Source organism: Arthrobacter zhaoguopingii (assembly GCF_009828595.1).
Taxonomy (GTDB): domain Bacteria; phylum Actinomycetota; class Actinomycetes; order Actinomycetales; family Micrococcaceae; genus Arthrobacter_D; species Arthrobacter_D zhaoguopingii.
The window spans coordinates 105,009-126,995 of sequence record NZ_WPNY01000005.1 but is presented as its reverse complement, the minus strand read 5'-3'; the positions used below and the strand labels follow the sequence as shown (position 1 = coordinate 126,995).

13 protein-coding genes are annotated in these 21,987 nt (G+C 70.4%); 5 read left to right on the top strand and 8 right to left on the bottom strand.

What is annotated here, in order from left to right; genetic code table 11:
• Positions 1-29 precede the first annotated feature (29 nt).
• Together GVV86_RS08780 and GVV86_RS08775 are read right to left on the bottom strand one after the other, a co-directional pair.
• A complete protein-coding gene (locus GVV86_RS08780; protein WP_425483356.1) occupies positions 30-3,083 on the bottom strand; it encodes a UPF0182 family membrane protein in 3,054 nt (1,017 codons plus the stop codon).
• Positions 3,084-3,303: 220 nt separating this feature from the next.
• Positions 3,304-4,401: a YlbL family protein gene (locus tag GVV86_RS08775; protein WP_246669924.1), complete on the bottom strand. Its 1,098-nt coding sequence runs from the start codon at positions 4,399-4,401 to the stop codon at positions 3,304-3,306.
• Between the two features lie 324 nt (positions 4,402-4,725).
• Between GVV86_RS08775 and GVV86_RS08770 the strand changes: the two genes are divergently transcribed.
• A complete protein-coding gene (locus tag GVV86_RS08770) occupies positions 4,726-6,183 on the top strand; it encodes a zinc-dependent metalloprotease (protein WP_159802633.1) in 1,458 nt (485 codons plus the stop codon).
• A 113-nt stretch (positions 6,184-6,296) separates the two neighbouring features.
• Here the strand turns inward: GVV86_RS08770 and GVV86_RS08765 are convergent, their stop codons facing one another.
• The 3 genes from GVV86_RS08765 to nudC are packed head-to-tail and all read right to left on the bottom strand — an operon-like array spanning position 6,297 to position 9,914.
• On the bottom strand, positions 6,297-6,863 hold the full coding sequence (locus GVV86_RS08765) for a M48 metallopeptidase family protein (protein ID WP_159802539.1): 567 nt from the start codon (positions 6,861-6,863) through the stop codon (positions 6,297-6,299).
• A complete protein-coding gene (locus GVV86_RS08760) occupies positions 6,856-8,958 on the bottom strand; it encodes an ATP-dependent DNA helicase UvrD2 (protein ID WP_159802538.1) in 2,103 nt (700 codons plus the stop codon). Before GVV86_RS08760 ends, GVV86_RS08765 begins: the two co-directional genes overlap by 8 nt.
• Positions 8,955-9,914, bottom strand: coding sequence for an NAD(+) diphosphatase (gene nudC, locus GVV86_RS08755; protein WP_159802537.1), 960 nt, complete (start codon positions 9,912-9,914; stop codon positions 8,955-8,957). Before nudC ends, GVV86_RS08760 begins: the two co-directional genes overlap by 4 nt.
• A gap of 157 nt (positions 9,915-10,071) precedes the next feature.
• On the opposite strand from nudC, the gene GVV86_RS18960 reads away from it, so the two are divergent.
• Complete coding sequence (locus GVV86_RS18960) at positions 10,072-11,691, top strand: phosphotransferase (protein ID WP_425513926.1); 1,620 nt, start codon at positions 10,072-10,074, stop codon at positions 11,689-11,691.
• 219 nt (positions 11,692-11,910) lie between these two features.
• Here GVV86_RS18960 and GVV86_RS08745 read toward each other — a convergent pair whose 3' ends face one another.
• From GVV86_RS08745 to GVV86_RS08735, 3 genes are all read right to left on the bottom strand, one after another.
• Positions 11,911-15,306, bottom strand: a complete 3,396-nt coding sequence (locus GVV86_RS08745; RefSeq protein WP_159802632.1) for an ATP-dependent helicase — start codon at positions 15,304-15,306, stop codon at positions 11,911-11,913.
• A 68-nt stretch (positions 15,307-15,374) separates the two neighbouring features.
• Positions 15,375-18,680, bottom strand: coding sequence for an ATP-dependent helicase (locus tag GVV86_RS08740; protein ID WP_159802535.1), 3,306 nt, complete (start codon positions 18,678-18,680; stop codon positions 15,375-15,377).
• Positions 18,681-18,710: 30 nt separating this feature from the next.
• On the bottom strand, positions 18,711-19,118 hold the full coding sequence (locus tag GVV86_RS08735) for an MGMT family protein (protein ID WP_159802534.1): 408 nt from the start codon (positions 19,116-19,118) through the stop codon (positions 18,711-18,713).
• Positions 19,119-19,182: 64 nt separating this feature from the next.
• On the opposite strand from GVV86_RS08735, the gene GVV86_RS08730 reads away from it, so the two are divergent.
• From GVV86_RS08730 to GVV86_RS08720, 3 genes are all read left to right on the top strand, one after another.
• Positions 19,183-19,899: a 3'-5' exonuclease gene (locus GVV86_RS08730; RefSeq protein ID WP_159802533.1), complete on the top strand. Its 717-nt coding sequence runs from the start codon at positions 19,183-19,185 to the stop codon at positions 19,897-19,899.
• A gap of 229 nt (positions 19,900-20,128) precedes the next feature.
• Complete coding sequence (locus GVV86_RS08725) at positions 20,129-21,136, top strand: methionine ABC transporter ATP-binding protein (RefSeq protein ID WP_159617987.1); 1,008 nt, start codon at positions 20,129-20,131, stop codon at positions 21,134-21,136.
• Complete coding sequence (locus GVV86_RS08720; protein ID WP_159617986.1) at positions 21,133-21,876, top strand: methionine ABC transporter permease; 744 nt, start codon at positions 21,133-21,135, stop codon at positions 21,874-21,876. The genes GVV86_RS08725 and GVV86_RS08720 overlap by 4 nt, the downstream gene beginning before the upstream one ends.
• Positions 21,877-21,987: the final 111 nt, after the last annotated feature.

The window sequence follows — 21,987 nt, the reverse complement described above, 5'->3', positions numbered from 1 at the left end:
ATGGGGAGGCAAATCGGGCTGCCGCCCGCCTAGCCGTTGTCCCCTTCGGCAGGCGCCTCGGATGCCTCGCCCTCGGCCGGAGCCTCGCCCTCAGCGGGCGCTTCGCCGTCGGCCGGCGGGACGACCGTGCCGGTGATCTCGCCTTCGGCGTCCAGCGCGCGCTGCAGCGCCGCGTTCAGCTTGTCCTGGGCTGCTCCGTAGGCGGCGAAGTCGCCCTCGGCCAGCGCAGTCCGGCCTTCCTCAATGGCCTCGTTTGCCTCAGCAAGCGCATCGCGAAGGGCCTGCTGGGCGGTCGGGTCCTCGGTGGGAGCCGACGGCGTCCCGGGGGTCGTGGGCGTCTCCCCCGCGTTCTCGGAGTCCCCTGCGCTTGCGCCGGAATCACCGCCGAACACCTGGTCGAGGGCCTCATCGAGGGTCGGGGCGAAGCCGACCTTCTCACCGAAGCTGGCCAGCACCCGCTGGAGCGTCGGATAGGACGATGCCCCCGAGGACTGCACGTAGACCGGCTGCACGTACAGCAGGCCACCGCCCACGGGCAGGCTCAGCAGGTTCCCGTTGATCACCTCGGAGGCGCCCTGCCGCAGCAGGTTCAAGGCGTTGGAGACCGTCGGGTCGGAGTTGAAGCGGTTCTGCGCCTGCCCGGGGCCGGGCACCGAGGTGGAGCGCGGCAGCTCGAGCAGCCGCAGCTTGCCGTAGTCCTCCGACTTCACCCCGGCCTCGCTGCCAGCGTCACCGACGGCCGAGAGGAACCCGTAGAGCACGTTGCGCGCTTCCCCGCCAGGCTCGACGAAGGGAATGAACGGGGTGGTGAGGGAGAAGGCCGCTTCATCCTGGCCCGGCACCTTCAGGGAGAGGTAGAACGGAGGCTGCTTCACGTCGGCGCTCTCACCCTCGGTCGGATCGTCGGGAACGCTCCACGCGTCGCTGTTGGCGAAGAACACATCGACATTGGTGACGTGGTAGCGGGCCAGCAGTTCACGCTGCACCTTGAACTGGTCCTCGGGGTAGCGGACGTGGGACATCAGCTCGGCCGACATCTCGGTGTAGGGCTTGATCGTGGTGGGGAAGATCTTGCTCCAGGCCTTCAGGACGGGGTCCTGATCGTCCCAGGCGTACAGCTCCACCGAGCCGTCGTACGCGTCGACGGTCGCCTTCACGGCGTTGCGGATGTAGTTGACCTGGTCGGCCGGCAGCGGGGTGGACAGGTTGTCCGCCGTCTGGGAGTCGATCGTCGCCGATTCGAGCTCCTGCTGCGTGGAGTACGGGAAGAACTCGTTCGTGGTGTACCCGTCGACGATCCACTTGACCCGTCCATCGACGATGGCCGGGTAGGAGTTGCCGTCGACGGTGAGGTACGGCGCGAGCTTCTCGACCCGCTCCCGCGGGGTGCGGTCGTAGAGGATCTGCGATTCGCTGTTGACCGCATCCGAGAGCATCAGGTCGGTCGACTGGAACTTGATCGCGTACACGAGCTTGTTGAAGAAGTTGCCCACGCTCGGGCCGCCCTCGCCCGCGAACGTGTTCTTGGACTCCTCGTCGGAATCATCGCTCTGCGGGCGGTCGATCTCGCGCGGCTCGGCGCCTTCGGGGGCACCGACGATCGAGTATTCCGGGGACGCCTCGCCGAAGTAGATCCGCGGTTCATAGGTTTCATCGCTGCCGAGCACCCCGGCGGAGGGGATGCCGGAGAGCGTGAAGGAGGGCTTGCCGTCGGCTTCGACGACCGAGCCGCGGGCAGCGACGACGCCGTAGCCGTGGGTGTAGAGCACGTGCTCGTTGACCCAGCCGGCCGGGACGCCCTCGGGGTTGAGCTCGCGGGCGGCGATCACCGTGTCCTGGACCTCGCCGTCGACCGTGTAGCGGTCAACGTTCAGGGTGGGCGGGAACTGGTAGTACTGCCGGAACTGCTCAAGCTGGCTGAAGGCGTCGGACACGAGGTTCGGGTCGAGCAGGCGGATGTTCGCCGTCGTCTCCGCGTCCTCGCGCAGTGCCCCGGGCTCGGCGGTCGTGGTGGCGTTGTAGGGAATGGCCTCGACCTTGTCGAGCCCGTAGGCAACCCGGGTCAGGTCGATGTTGCGTTGGATGTACTCCCGTTCGAGGGTCAGCTCCGACGGGGTGACCTGGAACCGCTGGACCACCCAGGGGTAGACGCCGCCGGCGAGGATCGCGGTGATGATGAGCATCGCCGTTCCGATGATGGGCAGCCGCCAGCGGCCGATGACCGCGGCGACGATGAACAGGACCGCCACCAGGATGGCGGCGACGGCGAGGATGGCCTTGGTGGGGATCACCGCATTGACGTCGGTGTACAGGGCGCCGGTCCAGCGTCCGCCGGTGTTCTGCAGGGTGGCGTACCGGTCGAGCCAGTAGTTCACTCCCTGCAGGAGGAGGAACAGGGCCGCGATAACGGCGATCTGGACCCGGGCCGCCTTCGTGGTGAACAGGCCCTTCTCCTCGAGCCGGATCCCGCCGTAGAGGTAGTGGGTGAGCACCGCGGCGATCGCGCTGATGATGGCGACGCTGGTGAGGAAACCGATGAGGAAGCCGAAGAACGGCAGGGAGAACATGTAGAAGGAGAAGTCCAGGCCGAATTCCGGGTCGGTCTCACCGAAGGGCACCTGGTTGATGAACAGCAGGACCTGCTGCCACTGGGAGGCGGCGGCCGTTCCGGCAAAGGCGCCCAGCACGACCGGGATGCCGAGCATTAGCAGCTTGCGGATCGGCTCAAGCTGCGCCTGATACCGGTTGAGGTTGTCCTGCATCACGCTGTCCGGCGCGTAGATGGGCCGGCTGCCGTAGGCGATGCGCAGACTCGCATAGACGGCGCCGGCCATGATGACGAAGGCGGCGACGAACAGGGCGATCCGGGATACGTTTTCGGTGAGGAACACGCCGAGGTAGCCCAGCTGGTTGTACCAGAGGATGTCGGCGTAGACCTGCGAGAGGTACACGAAGGCGATGACGATGATCGCGAGCACGATGACCGTGGGAATCAGGGGGCTGCGTCGTCGGGCGGGTGCTGTCGCGGTTGAACTCGAAGGGCTCGGTCTGCTGCCGAAGGGCCGGTCTGGTCCGGATGTCACATTTACCTCATCGTTGGCGGCTGTGGGTCACGACGACGAGCACAAAACGGTCTGCTGCGGGCCCGCGGGCCGGAAACATGGCGCAGTCTCTGCCTTCGTGGTTCCATTCTGCCCTGTTCGCGCACGGGCGGTACAACTCAGGGCCCGATTACGCCGCTTCGCCGGGAATCGTTCCGCAATCGTGTCCTGGCAGAGGCCCCCGGGGTGCCCGGGAATCCGGTCAGCTGCAGGCCGGCAGGCCGGCGCCGTCCCCGCCCGAACCCAGCACCTCGACGGCGTTGACGGCCTCTTCCAGGGTGCTGACCTTGACCACCTTCAGCCCGTCCGGGACGTGGCCGACGACCTCCGCGCAGTTCTCGGCAGGGGCGAGGAAGAACTCCGCGCCGCTCTCGTGCGCGCCGACCAGTTTCTGCTGGATGCCGCCGATTTTGCCGATCGCCCCGGTTGAGTCGATGGTCCCTGTGCCCGCGAAGTGGCGCCCGCCGGTGAGGTCACCCTCGGTGAGCATGTCGATGATGCCGAGGGCGAACATGGAGCCGGCGGAGGGGCCTCCGACATTGTCGAGGGCGATGGTGACGTCGAAGGGGAAGTCGAACTCCGAGGTCAGCAGGACCCCCAGCTGGTAGTCCCCTTCGGGAGACTGCTTCGGGGTCACCGACACCTCCTCCGCCGATCCGGCACGGAGCACTTCGAGGTCGACGCCTGCACCCGCGGCGTCCGTCAGGGCGCTGCGGAGGGTGTCGATGTTCCGCACCGGGGCGCCGTCGATGGACGTGATGGTGTCCCCGGGCTCGAGGACTCCCGCGGAGGCCGACCCCTCTGCCAGGTCCACCACGGTCAGTGACTCCTCGTAGGGGATCTCCAGGTGCCCCAGCGCCGCCGCGATGGCGGACTCCTGGGAGGAGATCATGGACACGGAGTTGCGTTCCTCGATATCCGACCGGGTGGTGCCCGGAGCATAGACGAGTTCCTCCGGGCGCACGGTCTGGTCCGGGTCGATCCACGCCCGGAAGGCATCGAAGATGCTGACGTCACCGTTGGGTCCGCCGCTGACGTACACCGTCGTGAGGTCAAGCTCCCCCTCAGGGTCGAAGGTCTCCCGGCCGGAGATTTCGATGAGCGGCTGGGACCGGGCTTCCCCGATGGTGTTGAACGTCGGCCCGGGCGCCTCGAGGACGTACGGCGCAGGCAGCAGCACCGCCGCGGCGCCGAGCCCCAGGGCGAGCGCACCGGAGGTCACCATGGCCCGGATGCGGGGGTCACGGGGGCGATCCGGCTCCACGGGTTCGTAGGTTCCGGCGCGGACGGGCTGTGACACGATGGGGTTTCCTTTTCCCTGGCGCGGGCCGTTCGGCCCGGCCAGCGGGGCACGCGAGTACGAAGTGATCTGCTCTACAACCCTAAACGGTTCGTGTGCCGGCACCGTCCCGGGCCGGGTCTTTGCCCTCAGCGAACTCCCGCAGGGGTTCTAGGACAAGCCCGCTCCCCTGCCGGTAACGTTGGCTCAACAGCTGCGCGGACCGGTGCCTCGGCACGCAGGACCGGCAGGCCTTTTCAGCGACTTCCAGGACCGGTGGTATTAGTGACCAACCCATCCAACCCCTCCAACGGCGACGACTCCCCCAAGGATCCGCTGTCGGAAATGATCGCAAGGCTGCTCGGCGGCGACGCCGAGGGGTTCGATCCCCGGGAGATTGCCAAGGCGGCGGGCCTGCCGTCGGACCCCCAGGCGATGGCGATGATGATGCAGCAGGTTCAGGCCATGTTCTCGGCCCCCAGCAGCGGTCCGGTGAACTGGCAGCTCGCGCACGAGCATGCCCGGCGGGTGGCCGCTGCTGACAACGACCCGTCGGTCACCTCCCTGCAGCGCCGTGCCGTCGATGAGGCCCTGCGCGTGGCCGAAATGTGGATCGACCCCTTCACTGCATTCCCGCCCACCGGTCAGCTCGGCCGGGCGTGGTCGAAGGCCGAGTGGATCGAAGCGACGATGGGCACGTGGCGCAGGTTGACCGAGCCGGTGGCGGTTAGTATCGCCAAGGCGCTCTCGGACACGCTCTCGGAGCAGCTGCCCGATGAGATGAAGTCGATCCTCGGCATGGCAGGCGGCGGTGCCTCGATGTTCCAGAACATGGGCGGGGCGATGTTCGGGATGCAGCTCGGCCAGGCCGTCGGCGCTCTCTCCAAGGAGGTGCTGGGCTCGACCGACATCGGCATCCCCCTCGCCGACGGCCAGATGGCCCTGCTTCCCGCCAATGTGCGCTCTTTCGGTGAGGGCCTGGACATTCCCGAACAGGAGGTCACCCTCTTCCTGGCGGTCCGGGAGGCCGCCCATGTGCGCCTCTTCACGCAGGTGCCGTGGCTGGCGGGCCACCTCATGGGCACCATCGAGCGGTATGCCCGCGGAATACACATCGACATGACCAAGATCGAGGATGCCGCCCGCGAGATCGACCCCACGAATCCGGAATCGATGCAGGCGGCCCTGTCCCAGGGCGTGTTCATGCCCGAGCGGACGGCGGAGCAGGAGGCTGCGCTGTCCCGGCTCGAGACGGTGCTGGCCCTGGTCGAGGGGTGGGTCGACGAGATCACCGCCGCGGCCGCGGTCAACCTGCCTTCGGCGGCCGCGCTGCGGGAGACCGTGCGGCGGCGCCGTGCCAGCGGCGGCCCGGCCGAGCACGCCTTCGCCTCCCTGGTCGGACTCGAACTGCGCCCGCGCCGGCTGCGCGACGCCGCCGCACTGTGGGCCCACCTCACCGAGGAGCGCGGGCTTGAGGGCCGCGATGCCATCTGGGAGCACCCCGACCTGCTGCCCACCGCCGAGGACCTCGATGATCCGACGGGCTTCACCGCCCGCCGCCAGCTCATCGAGTCGGCCGGGTCCGACGTCGACGCCGCCCTGGAGCGCCTGCTTGCCGGCGACTTCGAAAAGCCGGACGGCCCGGAGGACGGGGCCGACGGCGGGGTCGGCCCGCAGGACGGTCCCGATGGCGGGGACGCCCCGGAGGACGGGGCCGACGGCGGGGACGGCCCGCAGGACGGGGCCGACGGCGGGGGCGAGCCCGGGGTTGAGGACCGCGGCCCGGACGGACGCACTCCGTAACGACCCACGCACCCGATAACGACGGAAGCACCCGATAACGACAAACGCGCCGGTAAAGTCCGGTGCGTTTGTCGTTAAGTGGCCTCTGGCGGGGGTTTCCTGCGGAGCGCCTGCTAGCGGCCGGCCAGCCCGTGGTCGGCGGCGAAGGCCGCCCCGGCGAGGAAGGCCTTGGCCTTCTCGGTGTCCGGGTAGGACTCGAGCAGGCTCCAGAAGACGCGGTTGTGGGACGGCTCGATCAGGTGCGCCATCTCGTGGAGGATGACGTAGTCGATGACCCAGTCGGGCATGCCCCGAAGCTTGTGCGAGAGCCGGATGGACCGGTGCGCCGGGGTGGCCGAGCCCCAGCGCGAGTTCTGGTTGGTGACCCATCCGATGGTTCCGGGGATACCCCGGCCTCCGAGGTAGCGCCCGGCGAGGTCGGCTGCGCGCTGTGCCAGGGCGCGGTCGGCGGCCGCGGGGTCGGAGGCCTGTCCAGCGCTCCGACCCTGGAGCTTTCGGACCATCCGGGCCACCCATTCTTTTTCCTGCGCCTGGGTGAAGGTGGCGGGAATCGAGACGATCATCGTCCCGTTGCGCACATCCGCGCTCACGGTGCGCCGCCGCCGCGCCGATCGGCGCACCACGACCGGCATTGGATCCCCCGCGGCAGGTCCGCCGGCCTGCGGGGAGGGCTCAGTCATTTCGGCTGATGATGTCGATGACCGCTTCGCCGTAGCGCTCGAGCTTGGCGGAGCCGACCCCGGCCAGCTCGCCGAGCTCCTCGAGGGTCTGCGGCTTGGCCTCGGCGATCGCGATGAGGGTGGCGTCGGTGAATACGACGAACGCCGGGACGTCCTTATCGCGTGCCTCCTCCAGCCGCCACCCCCGCAGCGCCTCGAACGTCTCCTCACGATAGGTGGCCGGACAGTCTCCGCAGCGGCCCATCTTCCGCTCGGAGCCCGTGCCGAGCGCCTTCCCGCAGACGCGGCACACCGCGGGTGCGGCGGCCTTGCGCACCTTGCGCGCCGCCGGCTGACGGAACGGACGCCCGCCGGTCCCGGCCGGTCGCAGGGCGTCGAGGAACCTCGACGGCTTGCGGGTGGCCCGGCCCCCCGGCGAGCGGGAGGTCGACCAGGACAGCGCGAGGTGGGCCCGCGCGCGGGTGATGCCCACGTAGAGCAGCCGGCGTTCCTCGTCGATCGCCTCCTGGGTGTCGGCGAAGGAGATCGGCATCAGTCCCTCGCTCAGGCCCACGAGGAACACCGCATCCCACTCAAGGCCCTTGGCGGAGTGGAGGGACGCGAGGGTGACGCCCTGCACGGTCGGGGCGTGCTGGGCGGCCGCCCGTTCCTCAAGTTCCGCAACGAACATCCGAAGGGAGAACGACTCGCGGGTCCGGGACAGCTCGTCGGCCAGGCCCACGAGCGCGGCCAGGGATTCCCACTTCTCCCGCACGGCACCGGAGGTCTGCGGGGCCGTGGAGGTGTACCCGAGGGAGGAAAGGACGTCGCGCACCTGCTGCGGGACGTCGTCCTCGCCCTCGGCGCGGGCCGCCGCCCGGAGCTGAAGCAGTGCATCCCGGACCTCGCGGCGGGCGAAGAAGCGTTCCCCGCCGCGCAGCTGGTAGCCGATGCCGGCGCTGGCGAGCGCCTGCTCGTACGCCTCGGACTGCCCGTTGGTCCGGAAGAGAATGGCGATCTCGCTCGCCGGGACGCCCGAGGCCAGCAGTTCGCCGATGCGCCGTGCCACCTCGGCGGCCTCGGCCTCGTCGTCGGTGCACTCGGTGAAGGCCGCTTCGGGCCCTGCCGGGCGCTGCGCGACCAGTTCGAGCGGAGCCGACCAGGAGGTGGCCCCGGCCCGCCGGTCCACCTCGCTGCTGCGCGCAGCGAGGAGCGTGTTGGCCAGCCGGACGACCTGGGGGGTGGACCTGTAGTCCCGGACGAGCCGCACCACCTGGGCTCCCTCGTAGCGGCTGGTGAAGTCCAGCAGGTGCCGCGAGGTCGCCCCGGTGAAGGAGTAGATGGTCTGGCTGGCGTCGCCGACCACGCACAGCTCCCGCCGGTCTCCGAGCCACAGGTCGAGGAGGCGCTGCTGCAGGGGCGAGACATCCTGGTACTCGTCGACGACGAAGTGCCGGTACTGGCTGCGGACGGTCGCCGCCACCTTCTCGTCCTCCTGCAGGATCCCCACCGTGGTCAGCAGGACGTCCTCGAAGTCGATCAGGTTCCGGTCGATCTTGAGGTCCTCGTAGGCCGAAAAGATCCGGGCGACGGTCGTGAGGTCCATGCCCGCGGGTTCCGCCCGGCCGGCGGCGGCCGCGACGTAGCTGTCGGGCATCAGCATCGACACCTTCGCCCACTCGATCTCTGCGGCGACATCCCTGATGGCCGCACGGTCGGTGGAGAGGCGCAGGCGCCGGGCGGCCTCGGCGATGAGCTGGGCTTTGTGATCGACAAGCGCGGGCAGGGGTCCGCCGACCGCCGAGGGCCAGAAGTACTGGAGCTGCCTCAGCGCGGCGGCGTGGAAGGTGCGCGCCTGTACGCCGCCTGCTCCGAGGTCGCGCAGCCGGGTGCGCATCTCGGCAGCGGCCCGGGCGGTGAAGGTGACGGCGAGGACCTGCTGGGGCTTGTACACCCCGGTGTGGACGCCGTACGCGATGCGGTGCGTGATGGCGCGGGTCTTGCCCGTTCCGGCGCCGGCCAGGACGCACAGGGGGCCCGCCAGCGTCGTGGCCACGGCGCGCTGTTCGTCGTCGAGGCCCTCGAGAATGCGTTCTTCAATCGGCTGATCGCTCACTGGAGGAGGGCTCCGTCCGGTTCGGCCTCGAGCGGTCCGCCGTACCAGCGCTCGATCAGGGCGCGGGCGATGGAAATCTCCCCCGCCACGGTGATTCGGCCGTCGCGGAGTTCGTCGTGCAGTTCGCGGCGGGTGAACCACCTGAGCGTCTCGATTTCAACGCCGTCCGGCCGCAGGTCCGTTCCTGCCGCCACAGCGGTGTAGCCGAGCATGAGGGAGGCGGGAAACGGCCACGGCTGGGAGCCAAGGTACTGCGGGGAATGCACCTCAACCCCGGACTCCTCGGCCACCTCGCGGAGAACAGCCGCCTCAAGCGACTCGCCGGGCTCGACGAAGCCGGCGAGGGTGGAAAACCGGTTGGCAGGCCAGGCCACCGCCGAGCCAAGCAGGATCCGGTCCTCGGCGTCGATCACCGAAACGATGATGGCGGGATCGGTGCGCGGATAGTGAAGCGACTCATCAACCGGGCAGCGGCGCACCCAGCCGCCGTACTCGGGCACGGTGGGGCTGCCGCAGCGCGGACAGTGGGTGTGGGTGGCATGCCAGTGCGCCAGTGCCGCGGCCTCGACGAACAGGCCGACGTCGCGGGCGTCGAGGAAGGCGGCAACCTCGCGCAGCCCGTGCCACTCCGCGCCCGGGGCGAGCGCTTCGTCGAGGTCATCGAGCATCACCAGCACCACGTGGGCGCCGGCGGCCCGCGCCCCGGGCAGGACCCGGCCCAGATAAACCGGGTTCTCCGGGCGCGGCACCTCGTCCGTCCCGAACAGCCGCAGCGCACCGCCGGCCAGCGGGGTGCGGCCCTGGGCCAGGACCAGCACCTGGGTGTCGGCGGACGCCCACAGCCCGGCGAACAGGTTGGGGGTGAGCCGAAAATCTGCTCCGCGGTCGGCGTGGGAGCGGGAAAGCGGAAGGGTAACGAGCGGCGGCTGGAGGAGAGTGCGCAGGGGTTCGCTCATCCTTCTACGGTACTAACTCGGTCCCCCAAAAGACATTTGGGGGCCGGGGCGGTGGAGGAGAAGTCGCGGAATTTCGAGGCATTCGACGACTCGCCGCCGCTGAATTGTCCCGAGGTGCATCGATGCACCTACCGTTGACAGTGTGAAACGGACTCCCATGGAACTAGCTGCCATCGCCAGCGCCGCTGTGCCTGGGCTCGCACCCACCGGTGTCACCGGCGCCCCGGACGACAGCGCGGATTTTGACGCCGCCCTGCTCGTGGACGCCGCCGGCAAGCAGTGGAGGGTCCGTTCCCCCCGTCACCCGGAGGCCAGCATGCGCCTCGAAACCGAGCTACAGGCCCTGAGGGCGTTCACGCCGGCCGTCCGGGCCGAGCTTCCCTTCCTCATCCCGCACATCGCCGGGAGCGTCCGCCAGGGCAACCTGAGCACCTTCGTCTATTCACACCTTGAGGGCAGCACCAGGGACCTCGAGACCCTCGCGGCCGGCGGCCGCGGCATGGCAGCCGAGATCGGCCGGGCGCTGGCAGCCATCCACGAACTGCCCAAGGCGCTCGTGCAGCAGGCCAACCTTCCAAGCTATGAAGCGAACGAGTTTCGAACACGCAAGCTCAACGAGCTCGACCAGGCGGCGACGACGGGCCGGATCCCCTCGGTCCTGCTGCGCCGGTGGGAGCACGCACTCGAAGACGTGACCCTGTGGCGCTTCAGCCCCACGGTGGTCCACGGGGACCTGCACGAGGACCACCTCCTGATTTCGGGCAGCCGGATCTCGGCCGTGACCGGGTGGACCGACCTGCGGATCGGTGATCCTGCTGACGATTTCGCCTGGCTCGCGGCCGTCGCGGATGCGGCGTTCGTGGATTCGGTCTACGCCGCCTACGCCAAGGCACGCGGCGCAGCCGACCAGCACCTCGCCCGGCGCGCGGCGCTGGCCGCCGAGTTCGCCCTGGCCCAGTGGATGGTGCGCGGCCTGGCAATGGAGGACCCCCAGATGATCGCCGAGGCGCACGACATGATGGCCTCCCTCGAGACCGATGTTGTGGCCTTCGACCTCGCCTCCCCGGGCGACGGCCACAGTCCCGGACGCGATGGTGACCCCTCCAACACCCCGGGGACCACGGGCCCCGGCACCGCAGGCACCGCAGGCACCGACATCACGGGAGCAGCGACGGTGGTCACCGCCACAGCCGGACCCACGACGGCGGGCAGCACGTCGGTTGCCGGCAGCACGACGACCGGCACCACGTCGATCGGCACGGCGGCGGGCAGCACCCAGGCAACCCGCACGACGGCGGGTGGTCAACGCCCGGAGGCCTCGGCCGGTACCGCCGGAGGACCGAAGCCGGCGGTGGCGACCCCGACCGTGGTGACGCCACCGGTGATCGCCCCGACAATGATCGCCCCCTCAGTCATCGCGCCCCTGGCGGTTCCGTCGGTGGACCCGATGCCGTCACCGGACCTCCCGGCTCCAGAGCTCGGACAGCAGGGAAAGACTTCCGCCCAGGGTGCCGCACAGCCCTCGCCGGAAGAGCCGGCCGAGCCTGCCGCCGGTCCTGCGGCACCGTCTGTCCCCGCCCCTTCGACCCTGCCTGTGGTCCAGCGGGCCGACAGCCGGGCCGGTGCCGCTACCCACCGGGTGCAGGCCGATGGCGCGAAGGAAAACCTCCCAGCGGTGACGCTGCTCCGCCCCGCGGGCACGCCCTCACCACCGGCCGTCGGGTCGACCGACCACCTTGCCACCTCGGCAATGCCGATCATCTCCTCCAACCGCTAGGAGCCACGCGCCGGAAGGCAACCCTCGTGGCTGCCCCACCCCCGGCGTAATCAGCCCGGTGTAATCAGCCCGGCGTAATCAGCCCGGGGTCATCAGCCCGGGGTCATCAACCCGGCGTCATCAGCCCGGTGTAAGCAGCCCCGGGTGATCGACCGGACCGGTGAGCGCTCCGGTGAGCGCTCCGGTGAGCGCTCCGACAGCCGCGCCCCGCAGGCGGCCCTACCCGCCGAGCTCGACAGCGGCGGCGATGATCCTTTCGAGTTCGGCTTCCCCGGCGAGGTCGTGCGGGCGGATCAGGGCGTTGTCCGCCACATAGAAGAAGGCTGCCCGGACCGATTCCAGCGGCACCTCCTTGAGGCGGGCCCAGGCCAGCCGGTAGAGGGCGAGCTGGACCGATTTTGCGGCCCGTTTCGCCTCGCTGGGCGGCCGGCCGGTCTTCCAGTCGATGAGGTCCCACCCACCGTCGGCGTCCTGGAACACCGCATCGATGCGCCCACGCACAATGACTCCGCCGACCTTCGTCTCAATAGGGACCTCGATCCCAGCCGGGGTGCGGGCGGCCCAGGACGAGTTTCGAAAGGTCTCGGCCATCTCGTCAAGGCCGAGTGCCTCATCGACATGAGCGTCGGCGGCTCCCGGGTACTCCCCCAGGTCGAGCATGCCGCTGGTGCCGTAGTACTCCTCGATCCAGGCATGGAAGGCCGTTCCCTTGCGGGCGGCGGAACCGGGCTGGCGCGGCACCGGCCGGCGCAGCTGCGCCAACACGGCGGCGGGGTCTTCGCCCAGTTCGACGAGCGTCGACGCGGAGATGTGGGCCGGCAGGGTCACCGGGAGTTTCTCCTCGTCCTGGGCGCGCCGGGCGAGGGCGAGCTCGACCTCCCGGCTCCACCGGCCGGCCGGGGGGGCCCACGCGTCCCGCGCGGCCGGCCCGGCGGCGGCGAAGGCCTGCGCCGCTCCCGCGACGGCACCGGCCGCCTCACTCAGGGCCGGACGCCGGGGACCGAGCGGATCGATGGGCCACGTTGCGCGCTGCGGTACGGCAGCGGCAGGGTTCTCGTCGCCCTCGTCCTTTGCGGCCAGCCAGTGCAGGACGGCGAAACCGTCCTCCCCCTGTTCGGCCAGGGTGAGCAGGTCGAGCAGGTAGCCAGAGGCGGGCGTAGGCCGCGTGCGTCCGCCGCCCCAGGCCGAGGAGGTGCAGACCAGGACGTGCTTGGCCCGGGTGAAGGCCACATAGGCGAGCCGGCGTTCCTCCCGTTCGGCATGGGCCCGTGCCTCGTCGGCATACCGCTTCTCGCTTTCCAGCCACTCCTTCGAATCGGGCTGCTCCCAGTCCCACTGGGGCAGTTCGGGAGCGTCGCCACGCAGGGTCCAGGGAATGGCCGAATCGCCGCTGCTCCATCGGGACGCCGTCCCGCTGGGGAAGGATCCCTCATTCAGCCCCGGAACGAGAACCACATCCCATTCAAGGCCCTTGGAGGCGTGAACGGTGAGCAGCTGGACCGCCTCGCGGCTTGCTTCAAGCTGGGTGACCGGGAGGCCGTCCTCCTCGGCGTCGGCCGCCTCAAGCCACGCGAGGAAGGCCGGAAGGTCGACCCTTTCGGCCGTCGAGGTGAATCCGGCCACCGCCTCGGAGAAGGCATCGAGGTTCCGGCGGGCGTCGTGGATGCCGACGCCGGGCTTGGCCGCCACCTCGATATCGAGCAGGATGCTCCGCTCCACCTCGCCGATGATCGTGCCGAGGTCGTCCCCCACGTAATCGCGGAGCCGCCTCAGCTCATCACGCAGGCGCCCGAGCCGATCCCTTCCCTCACTTGTCAGGCTGCGGCCTGCCCCGGACTCCCAGCCTTCGGGCGGGAGGTGGTCAACGGCCTCGACCAGGCTGCCGCTCTCGGCCGCGTCGGGGGCGATGACGGCGTCGTCGTCATCGCCCTGCACTTCCCCGGCACGTGCGGAACGCCCGGCCGCCGCTTCCCGTGCCCGGGCCAGCTGCCGGGACCAGTCGCCGAGCGCCATCAGGTCAGCGGGCCCGATGCGCCAGCGGGCTCCGGCCAGGAGCCGGAGCATCGAGTCGGAGCGGTCAGGGTCGCCAAGGACCCGCAGCACGGCGAGCATCTCCACGATCTCGGGGGTCCGCAGCAGCCCGCCGAGGCCGACGATCTGCACCGGGATGCCGTTGCGCTCAAGCTCACGGCGGATCGGCTCGAACTGTTTCCGGCCACGGCACAGCACGGCGATGGTTGGGCGCAGCCGGTCACCCGAATCGTCGCGCTCGAAGGTGCGCCGGGAGTGGAACATCACCTCGGCCGCCACGGCCTCCGCCTCGGTGACCGTGCGGCGCGCGCCGGGACCGGCCGACCCTGAGGCCTCCGCCGCCCGGTCGCCGGCCGGGGCATCCGCGAGGAACCTTCCGATCCGGACCTCCCCCAGCGGTGCGCCGGGCCGGGGGCTCAGGCCGGGAACCGTCAGCGACGGGGCGGAGCGGAGCCAGGGGGCGGGCATGTTGAGCGCGGCGGAGACGGTGTTGGCGGCGGCCAGGATCGCCGTTGAGTTCCGCCAGGCGACCGAGAGGTTCGAAACCGGCGACGGCGCCAGGGCCCCGCCCGGCGCCCCGACCGGGAAGGCCGTGCGGAAGGTGCCGAGCTGGCCTGCCGAGGCTCCCCGGAATCCGTAGATTGACTGGTGCGGATCACCGACAGCTGTGACGGCCCTGCCGTCGGCGAACAGGCGGGAGAACAGGACCATCTGGGCGTGGGAGGTGTCCTGGAACTCATCGAGCAGGACGACCTCGTACTTCTGCCGTTCCATTGCGGTCGCCTCGGGAATCTCCTGGGCGATCCGGGCCGCGAGGGCCACCAGGTCGCCGAAGTCGAGCTGCCGCCGGGCCAGTTTCGCCGCCGCATACTGGTCGACCAGCTCGGTGACGCTCACCCGTGTCCTCAGCTTGTCCAGCAGGTTCGCGACCGCCTGGGTCGGTTTGCGCGCCGAGGTCAGCGAATACTGAAGCCCTTCGACGGCCTCGATGTGCTCCCGCAGAACGGCCCGCACAACCGAGGGGGGCGTCAGGTGCTCGGCGCATTCCCCGGCCATGCCCAGCACGGCGTTCACGAGGGTCGACTTGGCGGCGGTGAAGTGGCTCCACTCCCCGCTGTAGGCCTCGACGACGGACACCGCGAGCTGCCAGGCCTGAGCGGTTCCGAGCATCACCGAATCGCGTTCCACCCCGATGCGGAGTCCGTAGTCCTGGACGATTCCATTGGCGAAGGAATGGTAGGTCGACACTGTCGGGTCCAGCCGGTCCTGCCCCGGGGCCTCCTCGCCGTCGAGGGCGCGGTACAGGGCCGCCAGGCGCTGCCGGATCCGGGTTCCGAGCTCGCCGGCGGCCTTGCGGGTGAAGGTCACCCCGAGGATCTGCTCGGGGCGGACCAGTTCGTTGGCGACAAGCCACACCACCCGGTCCGCCATGGTCTTGGTCTTGCCCGAGCCTGCCCCGGCGACCACCAGCAGCGGCTCCAGGGGTGCCTCGATGACACGCGCCTGGTCGGCGGTGGGGTACTGAACCGGCGAGGCCGGGTCGGTGTGGAGCAGCTCGGCCAGCGCCCGGGCCGAGAAGCGCATGCCTGCCGCCCCGGCGGGCCCGCCGGTGCCGCCGGGCCCGCCGGCGGGCCGCTCCTGGACGTCCCGGGTCACTCGGTGACCTGCTTTCCCTCGGCGCACAGCGGGCAGATCTCCGGAAGCCGGCACCCGCTGCCGCCGAATCCGGACCGGCCCGGGTCGTGCACCGAATCGAATTCGGCGGCGGCCATCAGCAGCGCCGCCTGGCCGATCATGTCCTTCGCCCAGGTGTCCCCCGGCTCAAGGGGGGGCTGTTCCTGCACCGAGGCGCCCTTCGCCGTCGTCCCGAGCTGCACCAGGGCGGCGCCGCCCGGGGTGTCCGACCCGGCGGCCTCGAGCAGGCCGCCTTCGCCCACCGCCGCCTGGTAGGCGGCCAGCTGCGGGTGCTGGCCCAGCTCATTCTTGGCCGGCGCGGACTTTCCGGTCTTCAGGTCCACCACTACGAGGCGTCCAGCGGTGTCGATTTCGAGCCGGTCGATCTGGCCTTTGAGCCGGGCCGTGCGCTCGGCGTCACCGGCCTGCACGGGAATGTCGACGGTGAAGTCGACCTCGGTGGCGACGAGGGACCTGCCGGCCTGGCGGGCGTCGACAATGTAGGAGGCGAGCTTGCGCACCATGGTTTCCGCCCGCCGATAGTCGAGCTTGCCCTCCCAGTTTTCCTTCATGCCCAGCGTGGGCCAGCGGCGCTGCAGCTCCGCGACGTACTCCCCGCCGCTGGCATGCGGGAGGTCCTGGGCGATCTGGTGCACCAGGGTCCCCAGCGAGCGGGCGAAGTCGGTGGCCGGTTCCCCGCCGGCGGCCGAGACGAACCAGTTCAGCGGGGAGCGGAGCACCGACTCCACCTTGGAGGGCGAGACCGGGATGGCCTCGTCGGGCGGGACCACCGGGCCGTCGGAACTCAGCGGCAGCAGGCCCCACCATTGGGAGGGGTGCGCACCGGGCACCGGCGGTGAGACCCCGGCCATGCGGCCCAGGTGCAGGACGGCTTCCGCGGCCAGGGCCGGACTCCGCACCGGTTCCTGCACGAACTTGCGCAGTTCGGCCACGAGGGCGCGCAGCGTGAGGGGACGCTGGACCTCGGTGCGGGCCCGCTCGTCCACTCCCGGTGGCAGCGGGTCCACGAGGTCGAGGAACTGCGAGGGCTGCTCATCCGGGGAGGACACCCCGATGCACAGCAGCTGATCCGTGGCGCGCGACACGGCGGTGGAGAAGGTCCTCAGCTCGTCGAACCGGATGTCCTGAAGCAGGCTCAGCGGGTCCCGGTGCTGGCGGAAGGAGGCACCGTGGTCGAGCAGGGCGCGCAGCTCGCCCGATCCGAGCAGCTCCCCGCGCAGCCTCAGGTTGGGCCACACCCCTTCCTGCAGCCCGGCGACAATCACCAGGGGCCAGTGCCGCCCGGCGGCGCTGGCCGGGGTCAGCACGGACACCGACGCCCGCCGGTGGGCCCGGGGAGCGAGGGTGTCCATCGGGAGTTCCTGGCTCAGGAGGTATTCGAGGAAGAGCCCCGCCGGTGCCCCCGGCATCTGGTCGACGAACCGCTCGGCGGCCTGGAACAGGGCAAGGACGGCGTCGAGGTCGCGGTCGGCGCGGGCGGAGGACGAGCCTTCGGCAACGGCAGCGGCGGACCAGGTGGCGGAGAGCCCCGAGGCCGACCAGAGGGCCCACACCACCGACTCCGGATCGCCGGCCGCGGCGAGCGCGTTCCGGCCCGCCTCGATCATCCGGGCGATGCGCTGCACCGGGCGGGCTTCCCGCGGCAGGGTGCCTGCCGGCACGGGCGCCGACAGCAGTTCCACGAGGAGTTCATCGCTGGTGCGCCCACCGCCCTCGGTGAGCTCTTCGCGGCGCAGCACCTGGCGCAGGCGCCGCAGCTCAAGCGGGCTGGCGCCGCCGATGCGCGAGGTGAGCAGCGACACGCACAGTTCGGGGGTGATCTCGGTGGCGCCCACGACCACCGAGAAGATGTCCAGGAGGGGGCGGACGGCCGGTTCGTCGCGGATCGCCGTCTCGGCGGCCGGCACATTGACCGGGAGCCCCTGGGCGGTCAGGAACCGCTGGACCGCCTGGACCTGCCCGCCGTTGCGGACGATCACGGCGATGTCATCGAAGCTGCGGCCGTCATACAGGTGCGCCTCGAGGATCCGCTGGGTGAGGTAGCGCTGTTCGTGGAACACGGAGTCGACGAGGTGGACCTCGACCCCGGGCGTTCCGCCGGCCGGGACGGATCCGGCGTCCGGCGGGGTGGGGGAGGTCCCGGCGATCGAGCCCCGCCCGGCCTGCTCGGGTGCCGGCCGCCCCGCCAGTTGGCGGTAGGCACTGCCGGCGCCGGCCGTGGCGATGCGGGAGGCGACATTCCGCCACGCCCCCAAAAGGTGCTCGTGCAGGGTGAAGGAGGTGGGAAGCACCACGGTGCGCAGGCCCTGCCCGGCGTCGAGGAGTTCCTCGAGCCGCCCGGTGAGTTCAGGTCGGGCTCCGCGGAAGCCCTGGACGGCGGTGTCCGGGCAGGAGGTGATGACCGCCTCGCTCCCCCGCGCCAGGAGGCCAAGCAGGGCGTGGATTGCCGGGTTCGCCTCCTGGTAGTCGTCGACGAGGATCAGTTTCAGCCGCGCCCGTTCCTCGTCGAGGAACTCCGGGTCCTGCTCCAGCAGCTGGCGCGCCCCGGTGAGGATACCGGCCGGGTCGAAGGCCTCGGGCATCCTCAGGTCGAGGACGTCGCGGTACTCCTGGTACAGGGCGGCGGCCGCGCTCCAGTCGGGCCGGTCGAAGCGCAGGCCCCACGCGTGGAGTTCCTCGGCGGACGCTCCGTACTCGCTGACCCGGTCGAAGAGCTCGCGGATCTCCTGCCGGAAGCCGCGCGTGCCCAGGGCCAGCGCCAGGCTGGCCGGCCAGGCAGGGGCCGGAGCGCCCTCGCCTCCGTGGCCCGCAAGGAGCTCCTTGATGATGAGGTCCTGCTCGGCGCCCGAGAGCAGCCGGGGAGGCCGGCTCAGGTGGGGCATCCGGCCCTCGATCTTCGCGCGGCGGATCAGGTCGAAGGCGTAGGAGCCCCAGGTGCGGGCCGGGGCCGTGCTGAGGCTTCGGTCAAGGCTGCTGGTGAGCTGATCGCGCAGCCGTGCCGCCGCGGCGCGGGTGGGGGCCAGGAGCAGGAGCCCCGAGGGCTCGAGCAGGCCCGAGTTGATGCGGTGGACCGCCAGGTCGACGAGCAGCCTGGACTTCCCCGCCCCCGGGCCGCCGAGCACGAGCGTTCCCCCGGGGGCCGGCGGAGCGGTCACCACCGACGCCGCGTCCGCGAAGCCGCGCGGGCGGCCGGGCTTCGCCGTGTCGGTGAACGCACCGGAGGTTTCGGCGTCGGTCCCGGGGCCGGAAAGGGTGGTGGTCATGCCTTAAGCCCATCACGAGGTACCGACAATTCAGGCGAGGGTCGGCGCTGTGTCGGTCTCGGACTGCCTGCGCAGCCGCTCCCGGATCCGCGTCAGCTCCCCCAGTTCCTCCGCCGAGGGCGTCCACCGGGCGGAGCGGAGGTCGACGGCGTAGTCGCCGTCCTGACCCGGGCCGCCCCGGGCGGCGCGCAGCGGGGTGCCCTCGGCGGTGTAGTGGGGGTGGGCTTCCCCGGCGAGCCCGCGGGGAGGGAATCCGCCCGCCCTGATCACCCGCCACCAGGGCACAGCCGATCCGCTGCGGCTCATCGCCGCTCCGACCTGCCGCGGCCCGCCGCTCTCGAGCAGTTCGGCGATATCCCCATAGGTCAGAACGAACGCCGGCGGGATGAGCCGGGCCACGTCGAGCACCGACTCCTGGTAGTCGGCAGCACTCCTCATGGTTTCAAGCCTAGCCGGAGCGTCGCCGCCGGAAACGTCGGTGGCTGCCGTTAGCGTGGAATCCATGACCAGCTGGCACTCCCTCCCCCGGGCAGGGTTCGACCTCGAAACCACCGGGCGCGATCCGTTGGACGCCCGCATCGTCACGGCCTCCATCCTGGTTGTGGACGGCGGCGGATCCGTCGTTGAGCAGCACGAGTGGCTTGCGGATCCGGCGGTGGACATCCCGGAGGAAGCGGCGGCGATCCACGGCATCAGCACCGCCTACGCGCGGGCCCACGGCCAGCCGGCCGGCACCGTGGTGGCGGAGGCGGCGGCGGTCCTGCGTCGGCTGTTCTCCGCCGGCGTTCCCGTGCTGGCGTTCAATGCCCGGTACGACTTCACGGTCCTTGCGCGCGAGAGCGTCCGGTACGGGATCGACGCGCCCACTCCGTCGCCTGTGCTTGACCCGTATGTGATGGACAAGCAGGTGGACCGCTACCGGCGAGGCAAGCGGACCCTGACTGCTCTGTGCGAGCACTACGGCATCGAATTCGAGAACGCCCACACCTCAGCCGCCGACGTGCTGGCCACCCTGCGCGTGGCCGAAACGCTCGCGGCCCGCTATCCGAGCCTTGCCCGCCCCGCCGGAGACCTGCACGAAGCGCAGGTGGTGTGGGCCGACCGCCAGGCCGCGAGCCTCGAGGAGTACCTGCGCCGCGCCGATCCCGACGTGGTCGTGGAGCGGGCCTGGCCCGTGATTCCAGCCCCGGCGGAGGAGACCCTGCTCGTCGCCGGCTGAGCCGGCCCTAGGCACCGAACGGCCCGGAGAGGTTCCGGAGGGCGCCTGGAATAGACGGAAGCGGGCAAGGCTGCGGCCCGGACTCCAAATTTCTTACGACACATGACGCGTGTCGGCGTGATCTCCAGCACACGATTTCCCCGCGTCCTGCGTCCGTGCGACTATCGAAGAGATATCTTCCTGCCGCAGCGCCGCGCCGAATCCATCCCCAGTCAAGCCATGAGGACACATGATTACGGTTACTGAGCTGCGCAAATCCTACCGCCAGGGCGGACGCACCATTGATGCCCTCGACGGCGTCAGCCTTGAGGTTCCGCGCGGGACGATCCACGGTGTCATCGGCCATTCCGGAGCCGGCAAATCGACACTGGTGCGCTGCCTGACCCTGCTCGACCGCCCCACCTCCGGGTCGGTCTCCATCGACGGCCGGGACCTCACCTCCGTTCGGGACTCCGAGGTGCGTTCGGCGCGCCGCCGGATCGGCATGGTCTTCCAGCACGCCAACCTCCTTGACTCCCGCACCGCCGCGGGCAACGTCGCCCTTCCCCTGGAACTCGTGCGGCTCCCCAAGAGCGAAAAGGACGCGAAGGTCGCCCGCCTGCTCGGCCTCGTGGGCCTTGCGGAATTCGCGGACGCCTATCCTTCCCAGCTCTCCGGCGGCCAGCGGCAGCGGGTGGGCATCGCCAGGGCGCTCGCCGCGGATCCGACGGTGCTGCTGTGCGACGAACCGACCTCGGCACTCGACCCGGCCACAACCAACGAGATCCTCGATCTGATCCGTGAGCTGGCGGACACCCTCGACCTGACCGTCCTGATCATCACCCATGAAATGAACGTTGTGAAGCGGATCTGCGACTCCGTCTCGCTGCTGGAGAAGGGCCGCGTTGTGGAACAGGGCCTCCTGCGCGAGGTGGCCGGCTCCCTCAACGGCAGGCTGGTCCAGGCGCTGCTCCCGCTGCCGCCCCACAGCCCTTCCGGCACCGGCCCTGTCCTCGACTTGCTCACCGCGGGCGGCCCCGGCTCGGGCCCGGTGCTCTCTGAACTCTCCCGGCGCTTCTCCCTCGACGTGACGCTCCTTGCCGGAAGCGTTGAAACCCTCGCCGGCGAGCAGTTCTCACGGATGCGCGTAGGGCTGGCACCGGCTCTGGAGGACAACGCTCCGGCCGGGCCCTTTGAACTGAACGAGGTGGTGTCCCATCTCCGGGCCCGCGGAGTCACGGTGGAGGTGGCGGCATGAACTTTCTTGAGGAGATTGCAAACAATCCCGGGCTGACCGAGGCGCTGCCCAAGGAGTTCGGCGCAACGCTTCAGATGATCACCATCTCCGGTTTCTTCACGGTGCTCATCGGACTCCCCCTCGGGGTCTTCCTCATCGCCAGTGCCCCGGGTGGGCTCCGCCCGATGCCGGTGACCCACCGCATCCTCTCGGATGTGGTCGTGAACATCACGCGCTCGGTCCCGTTCGCGATCCTCATGGTGTCCCTCATTCCGCTGGCACGCCTGATCACCGGCACCTCGATCGGCCCGGTCGCGGCCTCGGTGTCGCTGAGCATCGGCAGCATCCCCTTCTTCGCCCGGATCGTTGAGACGAGCCTGCGCGACGTGGCCGCCGGCAAGGTCGATGCGGCCCTGGTGATGGGATCCACCCGCATGCAGGTGATCCGCAAGGTGCTCCTTCCCGAGGCGCTGCCCGGGCTCATCGCCGGTTTCACCTCCACCCTCGTCGCCCTCGTCGGATACTCGGCGATGGCCGGCATCATCGGCGGCGGCGGCCTGGGCCGGCTCGCCTACAACTACGGGCTCCAGCGCTTCGATACCACCGTGATGGTGGTGATCATCGTGATCATCGTCGCGATCGTCCAGCTGATCCAGCTGGCCGGGGACCGGGCGATGGCCCGGGTGGACCACCGCAACGCCGCCACCGCGGGGGCGGGACGGCGCCGCCGGCGCACCCCGGCCGTCGAGGTCTCCGCCTAGGCGGGTCCCGCACTCCACCAGATTTCGACCTCCACAGGTCGACCGATGCAGGTTTCCGCATGCCGGACCACCATCCGGCCGCTGCGGTTCGGCAGCCAGTAGCCGCTAGCT

Coding starts and splice junctions, on each gene's coding strand:
- GVV86_RS08740 (WP_159802535.1), bottom strand. CDS start 18,680: ATGACCACCACCCTTTCCGGCCCCGGGACCGACGCCGAAACCTCCGGT.
- GVV86_RS08730 (WP_159802533.1), top strand. CDS start 19,183: ATGACCAGCTGGCACTCCCTCCCCCGGGCAGGGTTCGACCTCGAAACC.
- GVV86_RS18960 (WP_425513926.1), top strand. CDS start 10,072: ATGGAACTAGCTGCCATCGCCAGCGCCGCTGTGCCTGGGCTCGCACCC.
- nudC (WP_159802537.1), bottom strand. CDS start 9,914: ATGAGCGAACCCCTGCGCACTCTCCTCCAGCCGCCGCTCGTTACCCTT.
- GVV86_RS08765 (WP_159802539.1), bottom strand. CDS start 6,863: ATGACTGAGCCCTCCCCGCAGGCCGGCGGACCTGCCGCGGGGGATCCA.
- GVV86_RS08725 (WP_159617987.1), top strand. CDS start 20,129: ATGATTACGGTTACTGAGCTGCGCAAATCCTACCGCCAGGGCGGACGC.
- GVV86_RS08735 (WP_159802534.1), bottom strand. CDS start 19,118: ATGAGGAGTGCTGCCGACTACCAGGAGTCGGTGCTCGACGTGGCCCGG.
- GVV86_RS08770 (WP_159802633.1), top strand. CDS start 4,726: ATGATCGCAAGGCTGCTCGGCGGCGACGCCGAGGGGTTCGATCCCCGG.
- GVV86_RS08745 (WP_159802632.1), bottom strand. CDS start 15,306: ATGCGCTTCTCGGCCCGGGCGCTGGCCGAGCTGCTCCACACCGACCCG.
- GVV86_RS08720 (WP_159617986.1), top strand. CDS start 21,133: ATGAACTTTCTTGAGGAGATTGCAAACAATCCCGGGCTGACCGAGGCG.